Here is a 21,683-nt window from a genome sequence, read left to right as displayed (position 1 = left end):
ATGAGTTCTACCATCGACGCAGTCCGACGCGAGAACGAACTGGCCGGCACGGCCGAGAAGGACATCGGCCTCGCCGAACTCGACGGCTTCCAGCTCCCGGTCGACGTTACCGAGGAGTTCCTGGAGCGGATGCAGAAGGGCGTCCAGATCCTCGGCATGGCCGACACGATGACGCTCGCCCGCCTGGAGATGGAGGTGCCCCAGTTCGGGGTGCCGCGCCTCTCCGGTCACACCCGCGACGAGGAGGGCACGCGGACCGAGAACTCCGCGGCCGAGTCGGGCACCGTCAAGTTCAACGCGACCGACAAGAGCTACTACATCCTCGTCGAGCCCAAGCGCGACGCGCTCAAGAACACTCACTACGGGCCCGACCAGTTCGGTGACTACATCGTCGACCAGTTCGTCGAGCGCTACGGCAACGACCTCGGGCTGATGGGGATCCGCGCCGGCGCCTCTTCGGGCAACCTCCAGAGCATCGGCGGCGCCGCCGAGCTCGACAACACCTGGGACGGCTGGATCGCCCGTGCCGAGGGCGACACGCAGAGCCAGGAGAGCGGCAGCAGCACGCGCCTCGGCCTGGAGGACACTGCCACCGCCGACGCGGGCTCGATGCCCACGATCGCGAACACTGACGGCAGCGGCAACCCGGAGCCGCTGGACACGCCGCTGTTCAACGAGACCATCCAGACGCTCGACAGTCGCTATCGCGAGTCCGACGCCTACGACCCGGTCCTGCTGACCTCGCCCAACCAGGTGCAGGGCTACACGATGTCGCTCACCGAGCGCGAGGACCCGCTCGGCAGCGCCGTCATCTTCGGGGACTCGGACATCACGCCGTTCAACTACGACCTCGTCGGCATCAACGGCTGGCCCGACGAGTACCTGATGTTCACCGACCCCTCGAATCTCGCCTTCGGGCTGTTCGAGGAGATGGAGCTCGACCAGACTACCGACACCGACAAGGTCCACGAGAACCGGCTCCACTCCCGCAACTGGCTGGAGGGGCAGTTCGACTTCCAGATCAAGCAGATGCAGGCCGGCGTCCTCGTGACCGACCTGCAGTCCCCGACGGCGTGAGGTGGTGACCGATGAGCACCACTAACGGCCGCGTCCGCAACCACTTCGAGGGCGACTCGCCCTACGTGGCGACCGACGCGCCGGCGAACGGCGCCGACACTGTCGTCGACGAGACCACCAGGGCCCACGTCGTCACTGCCGACGGGACCAACACGGTCGACCTCGACGCCGCCGCTCGCGAAGGCCACGAGGTGACGGTCGTCCACGACGGCGGGGCCAACACCCCGACGCTGTCGTTCGACGACGCCAACTTCGTCGGGACCGGGCCGGCGAACATCACGACCCAGGGCGCCACGGCGACCGTCAAGAACATCGACGGGACGACCAGCGGCTGGGTCGTCGTCGCGACCGGGAGCGCCTGACCATGCCGGTGTTCGAGAAGGTCGCCGGGGGTGAGGTCCTGCTGCGGGGGATCGGCGAGCGCGTCTCCGTCGGCGACCGCGTCGACGTGGACGGTGCGTTCGCGGGCTACCTCTCGGAGCGCGGCGACTTCGAGCGGGTCGACGACGCCGGCGAGGACATCACCGCCGACGAGGTCGAGAGCCTCGCGGACGATGTCATCGCGGAGCGGATCGACGCCGGCGAGTGCCCCTGGTGCGACGAGTACGAGGGTGAGAACGTCGGCCAGCACGCCTCCAGCGCTCACCCCGACGCCTGGGACGACTACAAGGGGGAGTGACCGTGCCCGAAGAGACTATCACTCGATCCGACCGGCGGCCAGCGGACGAGACGTACCAAGAGGCACTGAGCGCGGTGGAGTCCGACCTCCGGGACCGGCATGACGTGTCCCGAATCAAGAGTGTCGACGCCTCCCGGACTGGTGGCTCAGGCGAATGGGCGGCCGTCGTCGTGGCTGAGCTGGTGGAGGAGTAGCGACCCATGGCCCAGGGGTACTGCACGCTGGCGGACCTTCGGCGCGCGCTCCGGGAGGCGGACCTCCCCGGCGACGTGAGCCAGGATAAGCGCCTCGCCGTCGACGCGATCGTCGCCGAGACGGAACCGCTGGAGAAGACCTGGCACCGCCACTGGTACGCGCCGTCGGGCGCTGACATCCTCAACGAGGCGAGCGAGGTCGAGATCCCGACCGAGGCGGCCAATCGCGACGACGAGCACGATATCCCGCGCCACGGCGGGCTGGTCCACGGCGACAGCGAGGTCGAACCCCACCGGTACAGCCCGAACAGTGACGCGCTGCTGGAAGCGGGGCCGCGCCACGAGCGCCGGCGTCGCCACGACTGGAGCGAGCCCAAGCAGGAGATCCGCATCGCCATCGGCGAGTACCACGACGGCCACCACGACGACGTTCCGGCCTACACGCGGATCAGGCTCGAACGGAAGGATGTGAAGGCCGTCAACACGCTCGCGGTCATCAACGCCGACGGCGGCTACGACGACTGGGCCCAGGAGAAGACGGGCGGCGTCGGCAACACCCACCGCGGCGAGGACTACTGGGTGCGTGTCAACAACGGCGGGGTGAGCGAGCTGTACCTGGATGTCCACGCGATGGACGACGACCTCGCGTCGCTGTCGAACGCCGTCTACGTCGACATCGACTACGGCCACAAGGGGATCCCGCGGAACGTCCGCCGGGCCGTGGCGCTGCGTGCCGGCGCCGAGTTCGCTGAGGAAGCGGCGATCCAGATCCCCGAGAACGCGACCGTGTACAACGTCGAGACCAAGGCCGATCGGATGCGCGAGAAGGCCGACGAGCTGCTCAGCGTCTACGAGACGGAGATGGAGGCGTAGCATGGTCGAACTCGCCAGCGACTTCGAGGACGACCTCCGGGAGGCCATCCTCGACGAGGTCGAACAGACGGTCCGCGACGAGATCGGCCCGCAACTCAAGCAGGCCGCCCGTGAGAACTTCGAGGCCTACGCGAACCGCCACGACTACGACATCGAGCACATCTGGCAAGACGCCGAGGGTCCAATCGTCTCTCGCGACGGCGACAGCGTCCAGCTCCGCGTCGAGTGGCCGGAGCTGACGGCGCTGTTCGAGTTCGGCGTCTCCGAGCATACGATCGAGGGGAACCCGCTGCTGCACTTCTACTGGGAGGCCAAGGACACGTGGGTCACCACCGAGTCTGTCGAGTGGGGCAGCGAGACGGGCGGGATCCCCGAGTCCCGCGCGGTGCGTGACGCGCTCAACGAGGTCCGGCGGGTGGTCTCGGCATGACCGCGAAGCCAGTCGAGTGGGTCCTCGACGAGCTGGGTGCCGTCGTCGACGCCCAGCCCGACGCCCATCCGCTGTGGCGGGTCGACCGCGACAACTCGCTCATCTACGACGGTGGCGGCACCTTCGACATGTCCGCCGCGATGGAGGACAAGACCGACGACTTCAAGCGTGCCAACTTCGTCGGCGCCCGGTTCGCCGACCGGGCGGGCGAGTACACCGGCACCGAGCCCGACCTCGACCTCGACGAGGTCGTCGGCGTCCGCGTCGAGGGGTACTCCGGCGGGTACGGCCACGTCGACCCGACGGGCCAGGACGGCGTCGTCTTTCAGGGCCGCGACGACGCGCTCGTCGAGCAGATCCAGGCGACGCTGTACGACGCGCTGCAGTGGCCCGGCGCCGGGCGGACGAACGTCGCGTTCACGCACCTGACGCTCACCAACGAGTCGCCGGCGATGGCCGAGTGGTCGGAGTACCACCGCTACGACTTCGATGTCGTGTTTGACGGCTTCGAGGAACTCTGAGCGGCCCGCGTTTTTCAGTACTGAGGTAGACCATGCCCAAGTTCAACCTTCGACAGAACCACCACGTGGAACAGGACGCCGACATCAGCACGACCGGCGAGATCGTCCGGGCGGAGGTGCCCAGTGACCACGTCGTCTCGGTCAACATCGAGGCGACGGCCGACGCGTCGTACGCGATCGATGTCGCCGCGGTCGACGAGCCCGGCGCCGACGACTGGTTCGAGAACGAGGTCGTCTACGACCAGGCCGACGAGGCGGACCCGCAGGACATCCGCGACGCGTTCGTGCTGGGTGACCGGCACATGCGGGTGCGCGTGACGACCGCGGCGGCCGACGGCGAGACCGCGACGGTCACGCTCCAGGGGGCGAAGTAGCGATGGGGATCCTGCGGAACTTCCTGCGGCAGTGGCGGGAGAAGCGCGACGGGACGCTGGAGGGGCCGGCGCTCAGTACAGAGGTTCTAAATAACACCTATCACGCCGAGAACTTCAGCGGGGCAAACGGTGGTGAGATGATCCAGAACGCGGTCGACGCCGCCGCATCAACCGTCGGCTTCAACAAGGTTGTCGTCAACGGCCCAGGACCCGACGACGTGTCGGACTCGACGGGGTCGATGAGCGATCCGACGTGGGCGGAGAATGCGTGGGAGCTTACCCAGCACCTCTCTATCCCCTCGTACACGTACGTCGTGTTCGAGAACTGCTATATTTTCCTCGCAGATGGCACTGACGACAATCTCGTACGGAATGCCGACTTTCAGAATGGTGACCAGTACATCGTCATCGAGTACCAGAACGCAGTCTTCGATGGAAACAACCTCAACCAGACCGAGATTGCACGTTCAACATCCGATGCGCTGGTCAACCTCGGATTTCGGTTCTACAACGTCGACAACCTCCACATGCACGGGAGGGGGATCGTGCGGAATACGAACGCCTGGGGCGGAAAAATCGAGGGTGTCACGGAGTCGTCGGCAAGCGGGATCACGTGGTGGCAGAACGGCGAGACCGACAACATGGACGGCATCAAAGTCCTCGGTCCCGCGGACAACGTCACTATCCGTGACTTCGATGGTCGCACGGGCGACGACATGACCTCGGCGAACGACTACGACGAGCATCTGATGGACGGGTCTGGCGGCCCCGTGCGAAACGTCACGTTCGAAAACATCCGTCGGCGTTCATCTCAAGACGGATCTGGTAACGCTGTCCGTGTCTGGCAGTACGGAAATAGTATCGTCGAGGATATCACGATAGGCACCGTGATGCACAAGGACGGATTGCAGGGGAGCGCGGCCGTCTCGCTTGGTTTCGGTCTCGGGGCAAGCTCGTTCAAGGACTTCAGTAACATCACCGTGGAAAACGTCGTCTCGAACAACGAGCGGGGCGTGACGATCATGCAGCCCGTCAGAAACGTCACCATCGACAACATCGTCACCAAGAACGGGGAAAATCCCGTCAATGTGGCGGCGGAATTGCACGGATCGTCGATTTCGAACGTGTCTGGTGTTGACTGCGCTGCAATCCTCAAGGTCGGCGGGCTACTGGCCGACACGACGGTCGACCTTGGGGGGCAAACCAACGATGCATCGCTAAACGCTGCGATCCGCGTCCCCAGCGGTGGGACCGTCGAACGATGCGATGTCGAGCTTGGTACGTTCGACCTCCAGAAAGACGGGCTTCAGAACGGAGACGTGCTGAAGGTCGAATCGGACGGGGGCTGGTACGATACCAACATTCGTGGTGGGACGATCCGACGCGCCGATTCATTCCTCAACCTCCAGCCTGACTCGACGGGGCACGTCGACAACGTCGAGATCGTTGGGACTGTGTCGACGATCTACGCCGAAACTGGCGACCTGTCGTTCGGGCCGAACATGCCCGCGTTCGACTCTGCGCCCGCTCACATCAACCGTTCGATGGCATGGGCCTCGCCATCGTGGGACCCCGACGGCGACGGGAACGGGGAGCTTGTCGTATCGGACGGGTCAAGTTGGAACGAGGCGGTCGACCTTCCCAACTGGGCGTAACTATATTAGGAAAGCAGCCGCGATACCTGCCAAATGGTGGGTATGGGCCAACTTACATTTGCGATTAAGAACCCGAAAGTTACAGCGACAGAGTTCTGGAGGGAACGGAAGGTGAGACAAAATCCACCGTTTGATACAAATGGGGTCAATATCCATACCAGGGATTGGGATGTTCTACTCGTCTTAGATGCCTGCCGTTACGATGTTTTTGAGAAACACTGCGAGATCGACGGCGACCTTCGAAAGGTGTGGTCACGAGGCTCGACGAGCGAGGAGTGGGTTCGGGGCAACTTCGTGGGCGATTATGATGACCTCGTCATCGTAGCTACGAATCCGTTTTACAGGGAATTAGCGGATGAGGTCGGGTTACGTGTCCACCATTTTGAGTGGGTAGAACCAGATGACGAAGCACGCGAATTAACCGACCCAGAACGAGTCACAGATCGTGTCTTGGAGGTTGCTGCCGAGTACCCAGAAAAGCGGGTGTTAGCGCACTATATGCAGCCTCATGCGCCTTACCTTGGGCAGACGGGGCAGGAGATCTCGTTCGAGAGAGAACCACTCCAGAAGGCGATATCTCGCAATGGGGTGTCACAAGAACTGGTTCAAAAGGCATATCGAGAGAACTTTGAGATCGTTCAAGAAGCGATCAGACCAGTAATCGACGCGGAATTAGGGAAGACCGTGATCACCGCAGATCACGGCGAACTCCTGGGCGAACCGTTGCTCCCGAATGTTGGAATTGCAGGTTTCTACGGCCATCCCTATGGGTTCCAACACGAGATCCTCCGCACGGTGCCATGGCACGTTGTTCCGACAGATCAACGCCGCACGATTCGGGACGGTAGTGGGTCAAAAATCGACTCTGCCGATGTTGGTGATCAACTCGAAGCTTTGGGCTATCTCTAACGGACTAATCGGTCAGTCCTGTAGGCGGCTCTGGTCGGGCGCTTCTCGCCGTCCCCGTCTGAAAGAAAGGTCGCGAAAAAACGAGTCGCGGGCCTACCCCTGGTGGATCGCGTCGAGCTGCCGGGCGGTCGCCGTCGAGTTCCGCGCGATGTAGAACTCGGCGGTCTCCGGCTGGGCCCAGCCAAAGAACTGCATCAGACTATGCATATCAGCGCCCTTCCCCGCCAGGTTCGTCGCCGCCGTCGCCCGGAGGCTGTGGGGTCGGACCTCGTCGACGGAGACGCCGTCGGCGGCCGCGGCGGCCTTGTCGACCCGGCGGTTGATGGCCGTCGCCGACCACGTCCAGGAGTCGAAGCGGTCGAAAAACCGCTCGATGAACAGCTGGACGCGCGGGTCGAACCCGAAGTAGACACCGCGGGCCGCCGCGTCGGTCTTGGCTTTCCACACGTCTTCGAGGGCGCGCTCGTACGAGATCCCCTCGTTGACCTCAGCGCGCTGGCGGGCGAGCTGCTTGCAGTAGCCGCACGGGCCGTCGCCCTGGCGCTCGCCGTGGCAGTCCTGCTGGCGCGGGATGCAGATCTCCTCGTTGCGCCAGTCGACCCACGACTCCCGCATGTGGCAGAGTTCGCCCCGGCGGAGACCGAGGCGACCGAGGACGAGGATGACGAACTGGGCCTGGATCCCGTAATAGTCGTCGAGGCTGCTGGCGCCCTCAAACAGCAGTTCGAACTCGACCTCGTCGAGGGCGTCTTCTTTCGAGTGGGTGGTCTGGTTGGCGGTACTCCTAAATCCGTCCGCTGCGTTGGTTGCCATGCTTCGGTCACCTGCCGGAGCGCGGCGTCGGTGTCTCCACCACCGGGGCCACTTTCCTGCGTGACCCACCGCGCTCGTGACAAGCGTGTATGTCTGCGCGTATAACATTTTGGTACGTTATCAGTAACTAAGTGGATCCCCGATGACCGCCGGTCGCCGTGGGCCGGCGCGAGGGAGCAACACGGCGTTTTTCGGACACAGACCATGGTCTACACGTACAACCTCAACGCATCAGTCGCAACGACGACCGGCGTCGACATCGGGATCGGCGGCACACCCGTTTTCGTCCAGAACGAGGACGCCGTCCTGGCGTTCACCGTTCACAACACGCCGGATCACGAGACGACCGTCGACATCTCCGGCTACACCTTCGAGTGGGTGCTCACCGACAGCAGCGGCGGCACGACTGCCACGAAGGACAACGACGGTGGTGGTGGCATCTCCATCAGTGACGCGTCGGGCGGCGTGGTCGAGGTGACTCTCGACAGCGCCGACACGTCGGGGGTCGACCCCGGGACGGTCCAGCACCAGCTCGATATCACCGACGACGGGTCGGGTAACCAGTCGACCGTTGCCATCGGTGACTTCCAGATCACGGAGGACCTCTCGGCATGAGCGGAAACAGTACAGTTGCCTACGCGCTCGAAAGCGCGTACAACGACGGTACCGCCGCGGATCCGGCGTACGTCATCCCCGGGTCAGATGTCACCGTCGAGAACCTCACGATCGAGAACTACCTCACCCGAGTCCGCAAGCCGGACAGCGTCATCGCCGACCGGTCGGTCGCACAGCAGCTGGAGGGTGCCCTCTCGGTGAGCTTCAACCTCTCCACGGGGGACTTCCACGACCTGCTGTTCGACGACACCAACGGCTCGGGTGACCAAGTCTTCGGGACCGGGCACGTCCCATCCGCGGAGTGGTACATGGGTCTGGAGTTCGCCGACTCGGTGTCGAGCACGACGACTGTCGAGCGGCAGGTGCAGGGCTGGGTTGCGACCGAGGCGACGATCGCCTACACCACGTCGGAGATCGTCCGCGTCACGCTGACCGGCCCGTACGCGACGGAGGACAAGAACACGACCATCACCCCGGACACGCTCACCGGCGCCACCGACGAGGCACCGTTCCACGGGTCGACGTTCAGCATCGACAGCTCTACCCCGTGGTCGGCGTCGCTGAACAGCGCCGAACTGTCGCTGTCGAACCTCGCCCGACTCGTCCGCGGGACCAGTCGCGAACCGTCGGATGCGATCCGCGCGACGCCGGAAGTCCAGCTGACCGCTGACGCGGACATCCGCACGGCCGACACACTCTCCCGGGCCTACGACGGGACGACCACCGCGACCTCGCCCGCCGACGAGATCGGCGGCGTCTCGGGTGCAGTCAGCTTCGAGACGGCTGCCGGGACGGTCGCCGACTACTCGCTCGGCGCGCTCCGGCCGAACGATTACGACTGGCAGGATCTCGTGAGTTCGGACGCCACGGCCAGTGAGTCGGTCACGTTCAACGTCGACGGATCCTTCGCCCAGACAGCCTAACTCATGCCTCTCAACACCACCACGATCACACTCGGCGACGAACTGGAGCGACTACAGGACGCCTACGACGACCTCGACGCCGTCGAGACCGACAGCGAGGAAGACGCGGCGGCGGTCGACACCGTCCGGGGTCACCTCGCCCGGAAGGCCAGCGCCGTCCAGTACCTCATCGAGGGCGACGACAGCGACTTCGACGGCTACGGCGCCGACGCGACCGTCACGGTCGGCGGGCTCGACATGGGCGACAAGGCGCTGGTCCGGGACAAGCTCGAAAGCGTCCAGGCCGAAGCGGGCGCCGCCGGCTTCGGCGACGCCGGGGCTGTCGGGACGCGCGACCTCTACGAGGCGGCCGCGGGGCTGGTCGACGCGCCGTTCGTCTCCGACGACATCGACGACCCGACCAGCGCCGCCGCCCACGGACAACTGGTTGCGACCCTGTCCAGCGAGTACCCGCAGGTGACGGAGTGGATCGTCGATCGGATCCGCGACCAGACGGCGCTCCCCGACGCGGTGGGAAACGCGTAGGCCGCGGTGTCGACGCGCTCGACCTGTCCGAGCCAGCCACGTACTACTGGTTTGCACGGGCCGCGCTGATACACCGCGGGTTCACGACCGAGGAGATCGACAGCATGTCCGTCCAAGACGTAGACTTGTACCTGACCGCGCTCCCGACGCTCCGTGAGGTGTTCCAGCCATGAGCGACTTCGAGACGAGTGCGAGCGTCGACATCGAGATCACCGACGAGTCGCTCGCAGAGGCCCGCCGCGTCATCGAGCGCGAGCTGGGTGACGTGGGAGGGATCGCCCCGCGACCAGTCACTGACGGTGGCGGCGCCGGCGCGGGTGGGCGTGGGATGCGCCGCATCTCCAGTGAGCTGCAGGACCAGAGCGACTATCTCGCCGAGATCTCGCAACAGGACCAGCGCCGAAACATGCTGCTGGAGGAGCTGCTGGAGAGTGGTCCCGGTGGCGGGCTCGCCGGCGGTGGCGGTGGCGGTGGTGGCGGCCTGGGCGGCATCTGGGGCACCATCTCCGATACCCTCGGCAACGCTGGCGAGGCAGGCGGGGCGGCGGCACTCACCGGCGCGGCCTCTGCACTGGGGACATCGGCGACGGCGCTGTCGGGGGCCGCCGCAGCGCTCGCGGCGTCGGGTGGGATCGGCGCACTCGAAGAGTTACTCGGCAGCGACTCCGTCGGAGTGAAAAAGCCCGAGTGGGTGCCGCTGCCGGTGACCGAGCCGGATCCGATCCCGGTCGACATGCCGTCGTCGGAGATCCCGGTCGAGGATCCTGAGGTCGACGTGAGCGTCGCCGTCTCGGCAACAGGTCGGGTTGGAGGTGGTGGCGGCGGTGGTGATGACGCCCCGTCCGGTCCAGACTCGATAGGAGATCACTTCCGGAACTTCGTCAGCAACGTCCCTGGTGGCGAGGCGTTTGCGAACTGGGACCAGCGGATGACGCACAGGGCCCAAGAGCTGTATCCGTTCATGGAGCCCAACGTCGAACCGCCCGGTGGGGAAAATCGTTCACCGACCGGCGCGGACCTTTCCCGGATTGGCGAGTCAACCAACCGGCAACAGGCAGCTGCGTTCCAAGCCGGTTCGGGTGGCGCCGGCCCCGCTGAGAGTGGCGCAAGCACCACGGTATCGGTTACTAACCACGTGGATGTCGGGACCGAGCAGCGGGAGGTCGAGCGAATCGTCGAGGAAGAGCTTGACCAGTTCGAGAATCGGCTGGAGCGGAAACTCTCCAACCGCCGGTGAACCAGCCTGACTCAACGAACAACGAGGCGGATATCGCTCGCGTAGACAAGTAGGACGACGATCGCCAGTAACGCCAGGGTGGCCAGAAACGACTGGAGGACCGCAACGAGGCCACCGCCGATGGCGACCAACCCAACAGCAAAGGCAGTCACCCTGAGTGCAGTCCGAGACCCGTTCATAGTGGTCGGTTCTTGGCGACCAGCCTAAAACTACCGGCGGATCCGACAGGACCTTTCAGACATGTTAAACGGAGTTCGATTAGACCTTCCCGGAGACAGCGGGACGTATCGCTTCACCGACGATCTCATCGTCGACGAGAATCACATCACCTCGTTTCTGTACGACGGCCAGGGTGGTCAGTTCACCGCGATCTTCGAAAACTGGCTCCAGCAAACAGGCGGCCAGCAGGGCGTCGACGACTCGCCCATGCAGAGCGCGTTTGCTGGCGTCGGTGCCGGAACGCGGACGTTCAACATCGAGGCCGTCGTCTACGAGGACAGCGACGACACATTCGGAAACACGGTCCCGAGCGACAGCGCCGTCAGCAAGGCTCAAACGTTCATGCACGACCTCGCGAACGCGAGGATTGACTCCACACGGACGGCTACCTTCGAATGGGCCGAGTACTCCGAGGACGGCAAGTTCGGCCCACTCGCGGTCGTGCCGACCGAGCGTGACATCGATACCAACCGTCGGGAGAGTTCCTCGGAGGCGGGCGTCCGGCTCACGCTCGTCGAGGCCGCGAACCTCTCGGAGACGGTCGACAGCCTCGGTGCGCCGAACGCCGAGATGTGGCTCCAGCCCGCCGGCCTGTCGACGCCGCGGATCCCGCTCCCGATGGACACGCTCGGGCTCGGCGAGCAGGCACTCCGCCGGTTCGCCGCCGAGAGTGGCCTGGTCGACACGAACGGCAACGACGGTGGGAGCAACCCCACCACGCTCGTCACGAAACTCCTCCCGAAACGGGTCGCTCTCCAGGGAGCGTTCCGCGGCCAGGAGGCCGAGTCAATCGCGACCACGCTCCGCGACGAGATCCTCGCCAACGACGGCGTCGACAGGGTGGAGGTGGTCTCACCGAACCTGCCGGACAACCCGCTGACGGGTACGTTCGCGCTGGGCGACGAGTCGAGCATCCTGCCGGTCGACCCACGAGCCAGCGGCATCTACGGCTTCGATCTGGATCTGCGGGAGGTCTAACCCGTGTCCTGGGACATCACGATCACCGACGCCGGAGGGGACGACCATTCCCCGCCGCTGTACGCGCCGGCTGGGGAGAACATGCCCCGGCGGATCCCCGCGGCGAACGGCCGGCCCGTGTTGGAGTTCGCCGTGCCGCCGAACCGCGACAGCAATGGCGATCCTGAGTGGTTCGCCTCTGCGTACGAGGATGCGAGCGTGCACGTCCTCAAGGACGGCGTCGAACAGCCGTACGACCGTCTCGTCGGCTTCGAGGACCGGCCGTCGGCGGGCGTCACGATCCTCCGCGCTATCGGCGGCGATGAGCTGGACGACAGCGCCGAGGCGTCGTTCTCGAACATCCCGACCGTCGAGGCCGCCCGCCGCGTCGTTGAGGACAACACCAGCTACGGCTTCGAGTCCGAGGTCGCCGAGACCACCGAGCAGGACGTGCTCGTCTGGGACAAGACCGACGGCCTCGCGACGACGGACATCGAGCCGCCCGCAGACGACTCGCCGGCTCGGGTCGTCGACGGCGATGTAACCAGCCACCAGACGCTGTTCCTGGGCGAGCCATCGACGACGCTCGACGCCCAGAGCAAGGCCGTCGAGCTGACGGTCGAGTTGGGCTACGCCATCCCGGCCGAGCGCGTCGGCGCCGCGGTCGACATCGACACGACCGGCGACATCGTCGGCCTCGAACTCGCCGTCGACGGCTCGGTCATCGGCGAGGTCAAACCCGGGACGACGGTGGACACGGCGCCGACGTGGATCCGTCGCGAGGGGGCCGACCAGCGTCTCGACGCCGGCGAGCACACGCTGACGGTGCAGTGCATCGCGACCGAGGACGCCGGCGGGACGGCACTCACGGCGGTCGCCCCCGACGCGATCGCCGTCTACGACGCGGGCTTCGACTACGACTTCGACCCGGACCTCGTGACCGGGCCCGAAACGCACCCGGCGGCGCTGCCCGTCTCGCTGCGGGAGCCGCTGGTCACCCGCGCCGTCACGGGCCTCCGCATCAAGGGCTACTGGGCGGACAACGAGCCCGGGACGTTCGACCTGAGCAACGGCGCCGAGTCGGAGTACGCGACCGAGGAGGTAGACTTCGACAGCTACGGCGCCGTCGCCGACGTGGACGTGGTCGTCACCCGCTACGGGAGCGACAGCACGGAGACGCCGGAGTACGGCTTCAAGGCCAACCGGCTGACGGGCTTCCGGCTGGTCGCCGACCTCTCGACCATGCCGCTGGTCGTCGACGAGACCGTCGACGGCACCGTCGCGGAGGTCCTCACGGAGCTGGCCGACACGCTGCGGGGTGACTTCATCTGGACGTTCGACACCGACGACCAGGGCAACGAGATCGTCCGGTTCGTCCAGTCCGGGAGTCGCCAGTCCACCCAGCCCGACATCGAGAACTACTCGGTGGAAAAGCGCGTCGACGACCGCCTTGACGAGGTCCGGATCCTCGGCGGCCGTGTCGACGTGGAGCGCGAGGCCGTCCGCGTCGCCCCGGCCATCCTGCAGGATGTCGGCGCGTCGTTCACGCCCGACGCCTACCTCGACAACGGCCAGGTCGTCGAGGGGAGCGAGACCGTGACCGACGCCGACTCCAGCCAGACCTACGAGCGCGGCACCCACTACACGATCGACTACGACGCCGGCACGCTCCAGACGGTCGACGACCCGCCGCGGGCCGACCCGATCCCTGCCGGCGCCGAGCTGCTCGTCTCCTACCAGTTCCAGCCGAGCGCGACGGTCACCCGCGACGGGGCGACCGCGCCCATCCGGTCGCAGACGATCGACGAGCTGCCCCTGCGCTCGGACCGGGCGTGTCGGCTGGCCGCCGAGGAGATCCTCGACGCCGCCTCGTCGCCGACCTACGACGCGACGGCCGAACTCCGGGGCAACACCACCTACTCGCCGGTCGCCGACCTCGTCTCCGCCCGGCTACCCGTCGCCAGCCTGGAGACGGTCGACATCGAGGCGACACCCGCTGGGGCCTCGGTCCGCCTGGACGCCCGCGAGCCCATCGACAGCGTCTTCTCGGGCTTCCGCTCGCGCATCGAAAGCGTCGCCCGCCACTCCCGATAACCCATGGCTCAAGTCTCCACCGCCACCCCGACCGCACAGATTCGCGAACGCCGGCCCGGGATCCCCGACGACGGCGACGGCAACATCGCCGGCGAGCTTGACCTCTCGACCTACGAGGGGTTCGCCTTCCTGTCGAGTTTCGTGATCCCCGGCGGCTGCAGCTTTTCGTACGACTCCAGTGGCCCCTCGCTGTCGATCGGCGCCGGGCGCATCGCCCGCTACACCGGGGATCGGCAGGAACTCGTGACGGTCGAGGCGGTCTCCGGGCTGGGGCTGGCCAGCGGGACGACCAACTTCGTCTACTTCCGCGGCGACAACGTCTGGGAGGTGCGCGACGCCGACGAGCCGCCCGGGCCCGACGCGCTGCTGGCGGGCACGGTCGACACGGCCTCGCGGAGGGTCGACGAGGCCGTCCGCGGGCGGTCGCCCATCCCGTCGGACCTGCCGGGCGTCGCAACCACTGGCGACGGGCCCGACGAGCCACCGGCGGTCGTCGACGCGCCGAGCCTGGTCGACGGCGAGACGCGCTACTACCGCGAGCGCATCACCGAGACCGAGCGCATCGCCCTCTACCGGGCGGGCGTGGTGTCGGACACGCTGTCCGCAACGACCGGTCTCGCGGCGCGTGTCGTCACGGAGGGTGGCGGGACGGTCCACCACGCTACCGAGGCCAAGCGGGCGACTGGCGACCCGCTGGCGACCGTCTCGGGGCCGGCCGACGTGCGCTTCGAGATCTCGAACGCGACCGGCGGGTCTGTCGCCGGCGTCTCCGGCCGCTGGACCTACCGGATCGAGCCGGTGAGCGCGCCGACGACCGTCTCCTACGGCGGGTTCGCGCAGTACCAGGTGGACGCACAAAACACGGGCGCGACGGCGAACACGGGCCCGACCGGCTCGTCGAGCCAGGCGTGGACCTACACGACGGGGTCGCTCGTCCAGGCGTCGCCGGCGGTGGTCGACGGGACCGTCTACGTCGGGAGCCGGGACGCCTCCATGTACGCGCTGGCGACCAGCGACGGCTCCGAGGAGTGGTCGACCGGTCTCGGCAGCGGGATCCTCTCGTCGGCGGCCGTCGTCGACGGGACCGTCTACGTCGGCGCCGGGAGCACGCTCTACGCGCTGTCGGCGGCCGACGGGAGCGAGGAGTGGACCTACGCGACCGGCAACACGATCTCCTCGTCGCCGGCGGTCGTCGACGGGACCGTCTACGTCGGCAGCAACGACGACTCGGTCTACGCGGTGGCGGCGAGCGACGGCAGCGAACAGTGGACCTACGCGACCGGGGGTGACGTGGTTTCCTCGCCGGCGGTCGCCAACGGCACCGTCTACGTCGGGTCCAACGACAGCACCGTCTACGCGCTCGACGCGTCCGATGGGAGCGAAGTCTGGACGGTCGCGACCGGCAACGAGGTGCGCTCCTCGCCGGCGGTCGTCGACGGCACCGTCTACGTCGGGAGCTTCGACGACACCGTCTACGCGCTCGACGCCGGCGACGGCAGTGAGACGTGGTCGACCGCGCTCGGCGGCGACGTGTTCGTCTCGCCGTCCGTGCGCGACGGGTCGGTGTTCGCCGCGACCACGGCGACCGGCCAGAACAACGTGTTCGCGCTGGCGGCCAGCGATGGCTCTCAGGAGTGGGCCTATCAGGCGGCCGACGCCGTCCAGTCGTCGCCGACGGTCACGTCGGACACGGTCTACTTCGGCGACGGCAGCGGCAACGTCTACGGGCTGGCGGTCAGTGACGGCAGCGAGAACTGGACCGCGTCGGCGGGGTCGTTCCTCGTGTGGTCACCGCCGGCGCTCGACTCCGGGCGGCTGTTCATCGGCAGCGGCGACAACAACGTCTACGCGCTGGAGTAAGGGTCAGTCTTGGACGTGGGCGTCGAAGCCGTCGAGGACGCGCTCGCGGAACTCCTCGGCGTCGACATCGGCCGGGATGCGCGTCCCGACGCGGACACCCGCGAGGAAGGTCTCGAAGTCGCGTTGCTCGCGCTCCAGCTCGGCGAGCACGTCGCGGGCCTCGCGGTCACTGGTCGGCATCGGTCAGCACCTCCCGCGCCTCTTTCAGGCGCGACATAGAGGCGTCACCGCCCTGGTCGGGGTGGCCGTCCTTGACGGCCTCCTGAAAGGCCGTCTCGACGACGCGGTCCGGCGCGTCCGGCGCGACGCCGAGCAGGTCGGCCGCCCGGTCCGCGCCCAGCTCGGGCTCGGGCGCGCCGGCGACGATCACGTCGTCGCCCTCGGCGCCGTCGCCGGGCGGCAGCGCCGCGGTCTCGAACTCCGACTCGGCGGTCGCGACTTCGCACCGTTCGGCCAGGCGCTTCCGGCGCACGTACAGCGCGATCGCCCGGGCGTTGTCCCGGAGCGAGTCCCACCGATCACAGGCCAGCGCGTACCCGCGGTCGGCGTGCTCGTCGACGCGCCGGAAGTAGACGGCGACGCCGGGGTCGTCGGGGTCGGCGCTCTTGTGCGGGATGTTCGAGTCGTTCGCGTAGGCCGTCGCCGCGAACTCGACGCGGTCGAGCGTCGCGCCCCACGCTTCGAGTTCCTCCGGGATCGAGCGGAACGCCTCGGCGTGGTCAAGCGTGATGTTGCCGGGGTAGGGCTCGCGGCCGTCCGGGTCGGTGCGGTCGTAGCCCTCGGGCCAGTCGATACGGGACATCTGTTCAGGCATCCTCGTCCTCCTCGGGATCCTCTGCGAGGTCCTCGCGGACCTTTCCGGGGAGGTCCGGGTCCGGCGCCGGCACGTCCAGCTCGTCCTCGTCGGACACGCGATCGTCGTCACTCGTCATCGTCACCCTCCCCCTCGCATACGACCTCCCGCAGTTCCTCCAGCAGGTCCGGGCGGTGTTCCCGAAGGATTTCGATATCCTGGGGGATCTCGTCCTGTATACGACTGCGGACACGCGTGACTGACTGCTGGCGTTGGTGTTCTGTGGCATCCCCCTCGCCGGAGATGTACTCCCGATCGGTGTCGGTCATCAAGGCGCGATATCGACCCATCTGACCCGGGTTGTTCGGCGGCATCTCACCTAAGACTATGCACTGGCGCACACTAATAACTTTGCACCAGTGCGTACTACGCACCAATGCAAACCTTTACTACGCACCAGTGCATAGTAAGTACTGTGAAGCGCGGGACGCCGGTCAGAAGTTGGCCGGGGCGTGTTGGAGCACGCCTGACCGCGCTTCGGGAGACACCGAAGCATGACCGAACACGAATCCGACACCCAAGAAGTTACCGAGAGACAGATCGAGCGCGCCGGCGTCTTCGGCTACGACAAAAAGGGGCGCGCCCACCGGTTCGACAGCGTCCGGTCGACGATCATCGTCACGGTCGACGGTGAAGTCACCCATGTCGAACAACTGGCCCGGCATCGCGTCGTCAACTGGATCGACTTCGTCGCTACCAAGTGCGGCTGGATCGACCAGTGGTGGACCAACACCGACTCGCTGGACTCCATGCAGCGTCACCAGGCCGCCCGGGCCCGCGCGGCGGACATCCAGTACGAGCAAGCGGCAACGGAGGCGGCGGACTGATGGCCGACGCGACCTCCCGCGCGGTCGCCGCGCTGACCGACGTGGTCGCCGTCGAGCGCGAGGCGCCGGGCATGGTCTCGGTCGTCTCCGTCTCCGACGAGTACGTCGTCGACGTGCGCGGCGAGCGCTGCGAGTGTCCGGACATGCAGTACCACCTCGAAGGCGAGGGGCGGTGCAAGCACATCCACGCCGCCCGCATCGCGACCGGCGTCGTCGACGTGCCGGGGATCGACCTGGCCGACAACCTCGACGAGGGGCCCAAGCCGCTCCCGGACTTCGAGGACTTCGACCCGGAGGGCGAGTATGTCGTCTGAGGGCATCACGCTCGCGTTCACCAACGAGGCGAGCAACCGGCGGCGCATCCGCCTCGAACGCCGCGACGCCGGCGGGTGGATCCTCCACGACGAGGAGTTCGACGGCGACAAGTGGCGGCCGGTCGGCCGGGAGATCGTCGCCGACGCCGAGCTGGAGGTCGGCGCCGAAGCGACCGACGTGGTCGACGTGGCCGGCGCCGGTCGGAGCGTCACGGGCCCGGAGGTGGGCGACCGATGAGCCTGGTCACCGTCTCCGCGGAGCTGGCTCGCGTCGGGATCCCGCGCACCGACGAGGACGTGGTCGTCGAGACGCGCGAGGGGTCGTGGGTCGAGGCCGGCCTGCCGTTCCCGGGCACGCCGGCGAAGTTGCATCTCTGCATCGGCGACCGCGCGCCGCTGGTGGAGGTGGCCCGGCGTGACTGACCTGGGGGCGCGGTCGTTCGCCGACCGCGACACGGAGTTCTACATCGACGAGTCGAAGACGCCGGTCACGGTCGACGGCTACGCGAAGGGTGAGCCGATGATCCTCGGTTGTCGATACTGCAGCGCTCAGGTACTTCTCACGAGGGATCCGACCGACCCCGGCGTCGACGACTTCTCCCACGACACGGACTGCCCCCAGCGGTTCGTCCGCTCGCGGTGGTTCCGCCGGCAGCTGACCGAGTAGTTGCTACCACTGGGTGCGAAACTACTTTTCATCGGCGGCACGTACCTTGTAGCACAGTGGCCACCGAACAGCCGGGCATCCCTCGACGCGTCGGTGAGATGATCGTCATGACGATCACGCGCAGCACCGACGCCGGCTCGACGTTGTTCTTGACGACGATCCCCGCGCAGATCGCAATCGGACTCGCCGTCGGGGCCGAGGGGGCGTTGTACCTCTATCTGGGGATGGTCGGGGCAAGCGTCCACACGGGCACGTTCATGGCGCGCAAGATCTTCAGCGAAGGCTACCCGTACATGCGGACCGAGTCGGGCGAGTTTTCGTCGGCTCGGTTCCTGCTTGTGGCGTTGCTGGTCCAAGCAAACATCACCGTGAGCTTGGGCGTCGTCGCCGGTTTCGCCGGGGCTGTGTTCGGCCCGACTACCGCCGCCATCGCTGCGATGGTCGTTCCAGCGATCGACACGATGCTCGGTGAGCACGCGTGGTACCTCTCTCCGTCGATGATAGTCGTCCAGCTGGGCGGTCGCCTCCTGGGCGAAGAGTCGGTGCTCCCCGAAGAGTTCCGCGGCGCGCTTCTCACCGAGTCCGATCTGTTCCATCTGCTTGGTCGACCCCGCTCTCGGTGAGGGACCGCTCCCGTTCGGCGGTCGAGAAACAATAGGCCTGGTTAAACACCAACACGGCCGCAGTTCCCCAGATCCCAAGAATCGTTTGCCCACCGAGCTGGGGCGCCGAGTCGACGTTGGCCAACATCCAGAACAGGACAGCAACCGGCGCCGTCGCGATCGCGACCGTTCCACCTTCGATCCCCAGCTTCACCACCAGAGCGACGGCCCGCTTCCAGACTGAGTTTGCAGTATACCACCCGACCAGCCACTCGTATCCCCGAGGCATGACACGACTGCCGTATTTACCGGCCGCCTGAAAGACCTATCGCAACCAGAACACGTTACCGGCCACCTTCACCACCTGGCAAGCGCCGAATACCGTGATCTGACGGCTCAGACGGCCATCGGAAACGCCGGAAATGCCCCCCTGATGACTTATCACCCACTATCGAGAATGTACATGGCAACGATGTCTCGCCATCGCGTCCTCGACGAGGAGGCCGTCCCCGAGCGGGATCTGGTCGTCCACCGTCGAGCTGAACTCGACCGGTTGATGGAGACCGTCCGTCCGACCGGGACCGGGCCCGCGGATCTCACCTACCTCATCGGCCCCACGGGTACCGGAAAAACGATGCTCTCGAAGCTCGCGTTCGAACTCCTCGAAGACGACGCTGCGATGCCACCCCACGACTGGGTCTATCTCAACTGCTGGTCGCACACCGAGCGGACGGCCATTCTCTACGAGATCGTCGACGACCTCCGGGAGGCGCCGATCCACAAGAACACCTCCCAGTCCGACCTCATCCGGCACTTGGAGGAGGACGCCGACCGCCCGCAGTTCGCCATCCTCGACGAGGTCGACCAGCTGCACGACAAGGCCATCCTCTACGACCTTCACGCGGCACCGAACCTGAACCTCATCCTCATCGGGAATCGCGAGGACGACCTGTTCGCCGGGATGAGCGACCGCGTGCAGTCGCGGCTGACCGTCGGAACGCGCATCGAGTGCGAGCGCTATTCCGCCCAGCAGCTGGCGGCCATCCTCCACAAGCGCGCCGAGTACGTCCTCGGCCCGCCCGGGGCCCACTACACAGAGCGCCAGCTGGACACGATCGCCACCAACGCCGAGGGCGATGCGCGCGTGGCGATCCGGACTCTTCGGGTCGCCATCGAGCACTCCGACCGGGGGCTGGAGGACGCGGCCATCGAGGAGTCGGTCCCACGCGCGAAAGACCAGCTGCTCAAGAAGAGCCGCGAGCAGTTGCCCGCCCACCAGCTGGAGGTGCTGGAGATCGTCGAGGGCCACGGCCCGATCGAGACGCCGGCCATCTACAGTCACTACCAAGACCGTGTCGACGACCCGCGCACCGAGCGCATGGTCCGGACCTACTGCTCGAAGTTGGAGCAGTACAACCACATTCGCTCGGAGGGGCCCGACAACAACCCCTCGTGGGTCGCGACCACGTCGGAAATCCCAACGGAAACGAGGTAATCGCAGGACGGTAGCGGGTCGGGTGGCCAACGGAAACGACGGAAATCAGCGGGCAACGGGTTTTGTAGTGGGGGTTCTCGGTGGTCGTGTATGCCAGACACGATGACCATGCGCGACTACGAGGGGACCGAGGTCGAAGTCGAGAAGGTCCAAGAGACCGGCGCCGGCGGTGCTCGCCTCGACGTTACCCATCCCGACGGCCGGAAGTGGCGACTGGAAGTGAGTCGGTCGGGCAAGCCCGAGGTCGTGACCAGCTGGCGTGACGGGCAGCTGACCGACCTGGAGATCCCCGAGTGGCTGGAGGACAACCTGCGCAAGGCTGCGAGGCCGGCGTAGAACAATGTCAAGACTCGTCCGACAGTTCGCGCTCGATAATCTCTTCCAACCGGTCGGTATCCCGGTCGTACTCGTCGATATGTTCGAGCGCGATCTCGCCCTCGCGAGTGATCTCGTAGACACCACGGCCGATGTTGTCGACGAGTCCGTAATCTTCGAGCTGGTTCAACCGCTTCGTCACAGTCTTCTTGTGACGGTCGATCTCGTCGGCGATGTTCGCCCCCAGGTTCCGCCCCTGCTGCAGCTCCGTGAGGATCATCTGGTCTGTGGGGAGCTGCAAGAGCATCACCTCATCGGAGAGGTTGGCCATACATGATACTATTGGTAGCACCGGACTTGATACTATTGGTAGCCTACTGAGTGGACACTACCACCAGTAACATTATTAGGCACCGAGTATACACTACTGAACGGAGGCCCCTCGCCCGGGGTTGCGCCAGAAAACCCAGCGTGCTGAGGACACGCCGGGGCGGGTGGCTTCCGATTCCCTCAGACAGGGGATTTGCCGGAAACCATGACAGACAACGGACACCGGGCTTATAAGAATAAGCCCAAGAACGCAAGCACCGCCGACCGCTCGCGCGGTCGAGATACCAGCGGCTCGTCGACCAGCGTCGCGCAGAAGGGTTGGGCA

The 21,683-nt window shown here is 66.3% G+C and carries 30 protein-coding genes; 24 read left to right on the top strand and 6 right to left on the bottom strand.

The window, feature by feature from the left end; genetic code table 11:
* The 9 genes from E3328_RS04715 to E3328_RS04670 all read left to right on the top strand — a co-directional run bounded on the left by E3328_RS04715 (position 1) and on the right by E3328_RS04670 (position 6,712).
* Positions 1-1,077 carry a hypothetical protein gene (locus tag E3328_RS04715; protein WP_135363452.1) on the top strand — a complete coding sequence of 359 codons (1,077 nt, stop codon included), beginning with the start codon at positions 1-3 and terminating at the stop codon, positions 1,075-1,077.
* A gap of 11 nt (positions 1,078-1,088) precedes the next feature.
* Positions 1,089-1,439 carry a hypothetical protein gene (locus tag E3328_RS04710; RefSeq protein WP_135363451.1) on the top strand — a complete coding sequence of 117 codons (351 nt, stop codon included), beginning with the start codon at positions 1,089-1,091 and terminating at the stop codon, positions 1,437-1,439.
* 2 nt (positions 1,440-1,441) lie between these two features.
* On the top strand, positions 1,442-1,756 hold the full coding sequence (locus E3328_RS04705; protein WP_135363450.1) for a hypothetical protein: 315 nt from the start codon (positions 1,442-1,444) through the stop codon (positions 1,754-1,756).
* A 200-nt stretch (positions 1,757-1,956) separates the two neighbouring features.
* Positions 1,957-2,823: a hypothetical protein gene (locus E3328_RS04695; RefSeq protein WP_135363448.1), complete on the top strand. Its 867-nt coding sequence runs from the start codon at positions 1,957-1,959 to the stop codon at positions 2,821-2,823.
* A 1-nt stretch (position 2,824) separates the two neighbouring features.
* A complete protein-coding gene (locus E3328_RS22465; RefSeq protein WP_135363447.1) occupies positions 2,825-3,253 on the top strand; it encodes a hypothetical protein in 429 nt (142 codons plus the stop codon).
* Positions 3,250-3,774, top strand: coding sequence for a hypothetical protein (locus E3328_RS04685; RefSeq protein ID WP_135363446.1), 525 nt, complete (start codon positions 3,250-3,252; stop codon positions 3,772-3,774). The genes E3328_RS22465 and E3328_RS04685 overlap by 4 nt, the downstream gene beginning before the upstream one ends.
* Positions 3,775-3,806: 32 nt before the next feature.
* Positions 3,807-4,148, top strand: coding sequence for a hypothetical protein (locus E3328_RS04680; protein WP_135363445.1), 342 nt, complete (start codon positions 3,807-3,809; stop codon positions 4,146-4,148).
* Positions 4,149-4,150: 2 nt separating this feature from the next.
* Entirely contained in the window at positions 4,151-5,803 is a 1,653-nt protein-coding gene (locus tag E3328_RS04675) for a glycoside hydrolase family protein (protein WP_135363444.1), read from the top strand.
* Positions 5,804-5,836: 33 nt separating this feature from the next.
* Entirely contained in the window at positions 5,837-6,712 is an 876-nt protein-coding gene (locus E3328_RS04670; RefSeq protein ID WP_135363443.1) for an alkaline phosphatase family protein, read from the top strand.
* A 93-nt stretch (positions 6,713-6,805) separates the two neighbouring features.
* Here E3328_RS04670 and E3328_RS04665 read toward each other — a convergent pair whose 3' ends face one another.
* A complete protein-coding gene (locus tag E3328_RS04665; protein WP_167837301.1) occupies positions 6,806-7,525 on the bottom strand; it encodes a site-specific integrase in 720 nt (239 codons plus the stop codon).
* 204 nt (positions 7,526-7,729) lie between these two features.
* On the opposite strand from E3328_RS04665, the gene E3328_RS04660 reads away from it, so the two are divergent.
* The 7 genes from E3328_RS04660 (at position 7,730) to E3328_RS04630 (ending at position 15,955) form a co-directional block, all read left to right on the top strand.
* Positions 7,730-8,140: a hypothetical protein gene (locus E3328_RS04660; RefSeq protein ID WP_135363441.1), complete on the top strand. Its 411-nt coding sequence runs from the start codon at positions 7,730-7,732 to the stop codon at positions 8,138-8,140.
* The gene (locus E3328_RS04655) at positions 8,137-9,063 is read left to right on the top strand and encodes a hypothetical protein (protein WP_135363440.1); all 927 of its coding nucleotides are present in this window, start codon (positions 8,137-8,139) and stop codon (positions 9,061-9,063) included. Before E3328_RS04660 ends, E3328_RS04655 begins: the two co-directional genes overlap by 4 nt.
* Positions 9,064-9,066: 3 nt before the next feature.
* Positions 9,067-9,588, top strand: a complete 522-nt coding sequence (locus E3328_RS04650) for a hypothetical protein (protein ID WP_135363439.1) — start codon at positions 9,067-9,069, stop codon at positions 9,586-9,588.
* Between the two features lie 169 nt (positions 9,589-9,757).
* Positions 9,758-10,825, top strand: coding sequence for a hypothetical protein (locus tag E3328_RS04645; RefSeq protein WP_135363438.1), 1,068 nt, complete (start codon positions 9,758-9,760; stop codon positions 10,823-10,825).
* Positions 10,826-11,065: 240 nt separating this feature from the next.
* Complete coding sequence (locus E3328_RS04640; protein WP_135363437.1) at positions 11,066-12,022, top strand: hypothetical protein; 957 nt, start codon at positions 11,066-11,068, stop codon at positions 12,020-12,022.
* Positions 12,023-12,025: 3 nt separating this feature from the next.
* The gene (locus tag E3328_RS04635; protein ID WP_135363436.1) at positions 12,026-14,095 is read left to right on the top strand and encodes an RHS repeat domain-containing protein; all 2,070 of its coding nucleotides are present in this window, start codon (positions 12,026-12,028) and stop codon (positions 14,093-14,095) included.
* Positions 14,096-14,098: 3 nt separating this feature from the next.
* A complete protein-coding gene (locus E3328_RS04630) occupies positions 14,099-15,955 on the top strand; it encodes an outer membrane protein assembly factor BamB family protein (RefSeq protein WP_135363435.1) in 1,857 nt (618 codons plus the stop codon).
* A gap of 3 nt (positions 15,956-15,958) precedes the next feature.
* On the opposite strand, the gene E3328_RS21760 is transcribed toward E3328_RS04630, so the two are convergent.
* From E3328_RS21760 to E3328_RS04620, 4 genes are read right to left on the bottom strand one after another with little or no spacing between them, the layout of a single operon-like run.
* Entirely contained in the window at positions 15,959-16,135 is a 177-nt protein-coding gene (locus E3328_RS21760) for a hypothetical protein (RefSeq protein WP_167837300.1), read from the bottom strand.
* Positions 16,122-16,769: a J domain-containing protein gene (locus E3328_RS04625; protein WP_135363434.1), complete on the bottom strand. Its 648-nt coding sequence runs from the start codon at positions 16,767-16,769 to the stop codon at positions 16,122-16,124. The genes E3328_RS21760 and E3328_RS04625 overlap by 14 nt, the downstream gene beginning before the upstream one ends.
* Positions 16,762-16,887, bottom strand: a complete 126-nt coding sequence (locus E3328_RS22695) for a hypothetical protein (RefSeq protein ID WP_281275756.1) — start codon at positions 16,885-16,887, stop codon at positions 16,762-16,764. Before E3328_RS22695 ends, E3328_RS04625 begins: the two co-directional genes overlap by 8 nt.
* Positions 16,877-17,122, bottom strand: coding sequence for a hypothetical protein (locus E3328_RS04620; protein ID WP_246022896.1), 246 nt, complete (start codon positions 17,120-17,122; stop codon positions 16,877-16,879). The genes E3328_RS22695 and E3328_RS04620 overlap by 11 nt, the downstream gene beginning before the upstream one ends.
* A 180-nt stretch (positions 17,123-17,302) precedes the next feature.
* Between E3328_RS04620 and E3328_RS04615 the strand changes: the two genes are divergently transcribed.
* The 8 genes from E3328_RS04615 (at position 17,303) to E3328_RS04580 (ending at position 21,049) form a co-directional block, all read left to right on the top strand.
* Positions 17,303-17,635: a hypothetical protein gene (locus tag E3328_RS04615; protein WP_135363433.1), complete on the top strand. Its 333-nt coding sequence runs from the start codon at positions 17,303-17,305 to the stop codon at positions 17,633-17,635.
* Positions 17,635-17,949: a hypothetical protein gene (locus E3328_RS04610; RefSeq protein WP_135363432.1), complete on the top strand. Its 315-nt coding sequence runs from the start codon at positions 17,635-17,637 to the stop codon at positions 17,947-17,949. The genes E3328_RS04615 and E3328_RS04610 overlap by 1 nt, the downstream gene beginning before the upstream one ends.
* The gene (locus E3328_RS04605) at positions 17,939-18,187 is read left to right on the top strand and encodes a hypothetical protein (RefSeq protein WP_135363431.1); all 249 of its coding nucleotides are present in this window, start codon (positions 17,939-17,941) and stop codon (positions 18,185-18,187) included. Before E3328_RS04610 ends, E3328_RS04605 begins: the two co-directional genes overlap by 11 nt.
* A complete protein-coding gene (locus tag E3328_RS04600) occupies positions 18,184-18,372 on the top strand; it encodes a hypothetical protein (protein ID WP_135363430.1) in 189 nt (62 codons plus the stop codon). The genes E3328_RS04605 and E3328_RS04600 overlap by 4 nt, the downstream gene beginning before the upstream one ends.
* Positions 18,365-18,616, top strand: coding sequence for a hypothetical protein (locus E3328_RS04595; protein WP_135363429.1), 252 nt, complete (start codon positions 18,365-18,367; stop codon positions 18,614-18,616). The genes E3328_RS04600 and E3328_RS04595 overlap by 8 nt, the downstream gene beginning before the upstream one ends.
* A gap of 56 nt (positions 18,617-18,672) precedes the next feature.
* Positions 18,673-19,239, top strand: a complete 567-nt coding sequence (locus E3328_RS04590) for a hypothetical protein (protein WP_135363428.1) — start codon at positions 18,673-18,675, stop codon at positions 19,237-19,239.
* A 451-nt stretch (positions 19,240-19,690) separates the two neighbouring features.
* A complete protein-coding gene (locus tag E3328_RS04585; RefSeq protein ID WP_167837299.1) occupies positions 19,691-20,713 on the top strand; it encodes a Cdc6/Cdc18 family protein in 1,023 nt (340 codons plus the stop codon).
* 90 nt (positions 20,714-20,803) lie between these two features.
* On the top strand, positions 20,804-21,049 hold the full coding sequence (locus E3328_RS04580; protein WP_135363426.1) for a hypothetical protein: 246 nt from the start codon (positions 20,804-20,806) through the stop codon (positions 21,047-21,049).
* 7 nt (positions 21,050-21,056) lie between these two features.
* Here E3328_RS04580 and E3328_RS04575 read toward each other — a convergent pair whose 3' ends face one another.
* On the bottom strand, positions 21,057-21,359 hold the full coding sequence (locus E3328_RS04575; RefSeq protein ID WP_209452131.1) for a hypothetical protein: 303 nt from the start codon (positions 21,357-21,359) through the stop codon (positions 21,057-21,059).
* Positions 21,360-21,683: the final 324 nt, after the last annotated feature.

The sequence above is a fragment of the Halosimplex halophilum genome, assembly GCF_004698125.1.
Classification (GTDB): Archaea; Halobacteriota; Halobacteria; order Halobacteriales; family Haloarculaceae; genus Halosimplex; species Halosimplex halophilum.
Note: the sequence above shows the minus strand (reverse complement) of the source record. Positions and strands in the feature narration are given on the sequence as shown.

Excerpts from the sequence above, each read along its gene's own strand:
- E3328_RS04615 (WP_135363433.1), top strand. The coding sequence starts at position 17,303 with ATGACCGAACACGAATCCGACACCCAAGAAGTTACCGAGAGACAGATC.
- E3328_RS04670 (WP_135363443.1), top strand. The coding sequence starts at position 5,837 with ATGGTGGGTATGGGCCAACTTACATTTGCGATTAAGAACCCGAAAGTT.
- E3328_RS04715 (WP_135363452.1), top strand. The coding sequence starts at position 1 with ATGAGTTCTACCATCGACGCAGTCCGACGCGAGAACGAACTGGCCGGC.
- E3328_RS04600 (WP_135363430.1), top strand. The coding sequence starts at position 18,184 with ATGAGCCTGGTCACCGTCTCCGCGGAGCTGGCTCGCGTCGGGATCCCG.
- E3328_RS04620 (WP_246022896.1), bottom strand. The coding sequence starts at position 17,122 with ATGCCGCCGAACAACCCGGGTCAGATGGGTCGATATCGCGCCTTGATG.
- E3328_RS21760 (WP_167837300.1), bottom strand. The coding sequence starts at position 16,135 with ATGCCGACCAGTGACCGCGAGGCCCGCGACGTGCTCGCCGAGCTGGAG.
- E3328_RS04685 (WP_135363446.1), top strand. The coding sequence starts at position 3,250 with ATGACCGCGAAGCCAGTCGAGTGGGTCCTCGACGAGCTGGGTGCCGTC.
- E3328_RS22465 (WP_135363447.1), top strand. The coding sequence starts at position 2,825 with ATGGTCGAACTCGCCAGCGACTTCGAGGACGACCTCCGGGAGGCCATC.
- E3328_RS04605 (WP_135363431.1), top strand. The coding sequence starts at position 17,939 with ATGTCGTCTGAGGGCATCACGCTCGCGTTCACCAACGAGGCGAGCAAC.
- E3328_RS04705 (WP_135363450.1), top strand. The coding sequence starts at position 1,442 with ATGCCGGTGTTCGAGAAGGTCGCCGGGGGTGAGGTCCTGCTGCGGGGG.
- E3328_RS04710 (WP_135363451.1), top strand. The coding sequence starts at position 1,089 with ATGAGCACCACTAACGGCCGCGTCCGCAACCACTTCGAGGGCGACTCG.
- E3328_RS04655 (WP_135363440.1), top strand. The coding sequence starts at position 8,137 with ATGAGCGGAAACAGTACAGTTGCCTACGCGCTCGAAAGCGCGTACAAC.
- E3328_RS04660 (WP_135363441.1), top strand. The coding sequence starts at position 7,730 with ATGGTCTACACGTACAACCTCAACGCATCAGTCGCAACGACGACCGGC.
- E3328_RS04580 (WP_135363426.1), top strand. The coding sequence starts at position 20,804 with ATGCCAGACACGATGACCATGCGCGACTACGAGGGGACCGAGGTCGAA.
- E3328_RS04665 (WP_167837301.1), bottom strand. The coding sequence starts at position 7,525 with ATGGCAACCAACGCAGCGGACGGATTTAGGAGTACCGCCAACCAGACC.
- E3328_RS04585 (WP_167837299.1), top strand. The coding sequence starts at position 19,691 with ATGTCTCGCCATCGCGTCCTCGACGAGGAGGCCGTCCCCGAGCGGGAT.
- E3328_RS04675 (WP_135363444.1), top strand. The coding sequence starts at position 4,151 with ATGGGGATCCTGCGGAACTTCCTGCGGCAGTGGCGGGAGAAGCGCGAC.
- E3328_RS04640 (WP_135363437.1), top strand. The coding sequence starts at position 11,066 with ATGTTAAACGGAGTTCGATTAGACCTTCCCGGAGACAGCGGGACGTAT.
- E3328_RS04680 (WP_135363445.1), top strand. The coding sequence starts at position 3,807 with ATGCCCAAGTTCAACCTTCGACAGAACCACCACGTGGAACAGGACGCC.
- E3328_RS04575 (WP_209452131.1), bottom strand. The coding sequence starts at position 21,359 with ATGGCCAACCTCTCCGATGAGGTGATGCTCTTGCAGCTCCCCACAGAC.
- E3328_RS04625 (WP_135363434.1), bottom strand. The coding sequence starts at position 16,769 with ATGCCTGAACAGATGTCCCGTATCGACTGGCCCGAGGGCTACGACCGC.
- E3328_RS04650 (WP_135363439.1), top strand. The coding sequence starts at position 9,067 with ATGCCTCTCAACACCACCACGATCACACTCGGCGACGAACTGGAGCGA.
- E3328_RS22695 (WP_281275756.1), bottom strand. The coding sequence starts at position 16,887 with ATGACGAGTGACGACGATCGCGTGTCCGACGAGGACGAGCTGGACGTG.
- E3328_RS04695 (WP_135363448.1), top strand. The coding sequence starts at position 1,957 with ATGGCCCAGGGGTACTGCACGCTGGCGGACCTTCGGCGCGCGCTCCGG.
- E3328_RS04645 (WP_135363438.1), top strand. The coding sequence starts at position 9,758 with ATGAGCGACTTCGAGACGAGTGCGAGCGTCGACATCGAGATCACCGAC.
- E3328_RS04630 (WP_135363435.1), top strand. The coding sequence starts at position 14,099 with ATGGCTCAAGTCTCCACCGCCACCCCGACCGCACAGATTCGCGAACGC.
- E3328_RS04610 (WP_135363432.1), top strand. The coding sequence starts at position 17,635 with ATGGCCGACGCGACCTCCCGCGCGGTCGCCGCGCTGACCGACGTGGTC.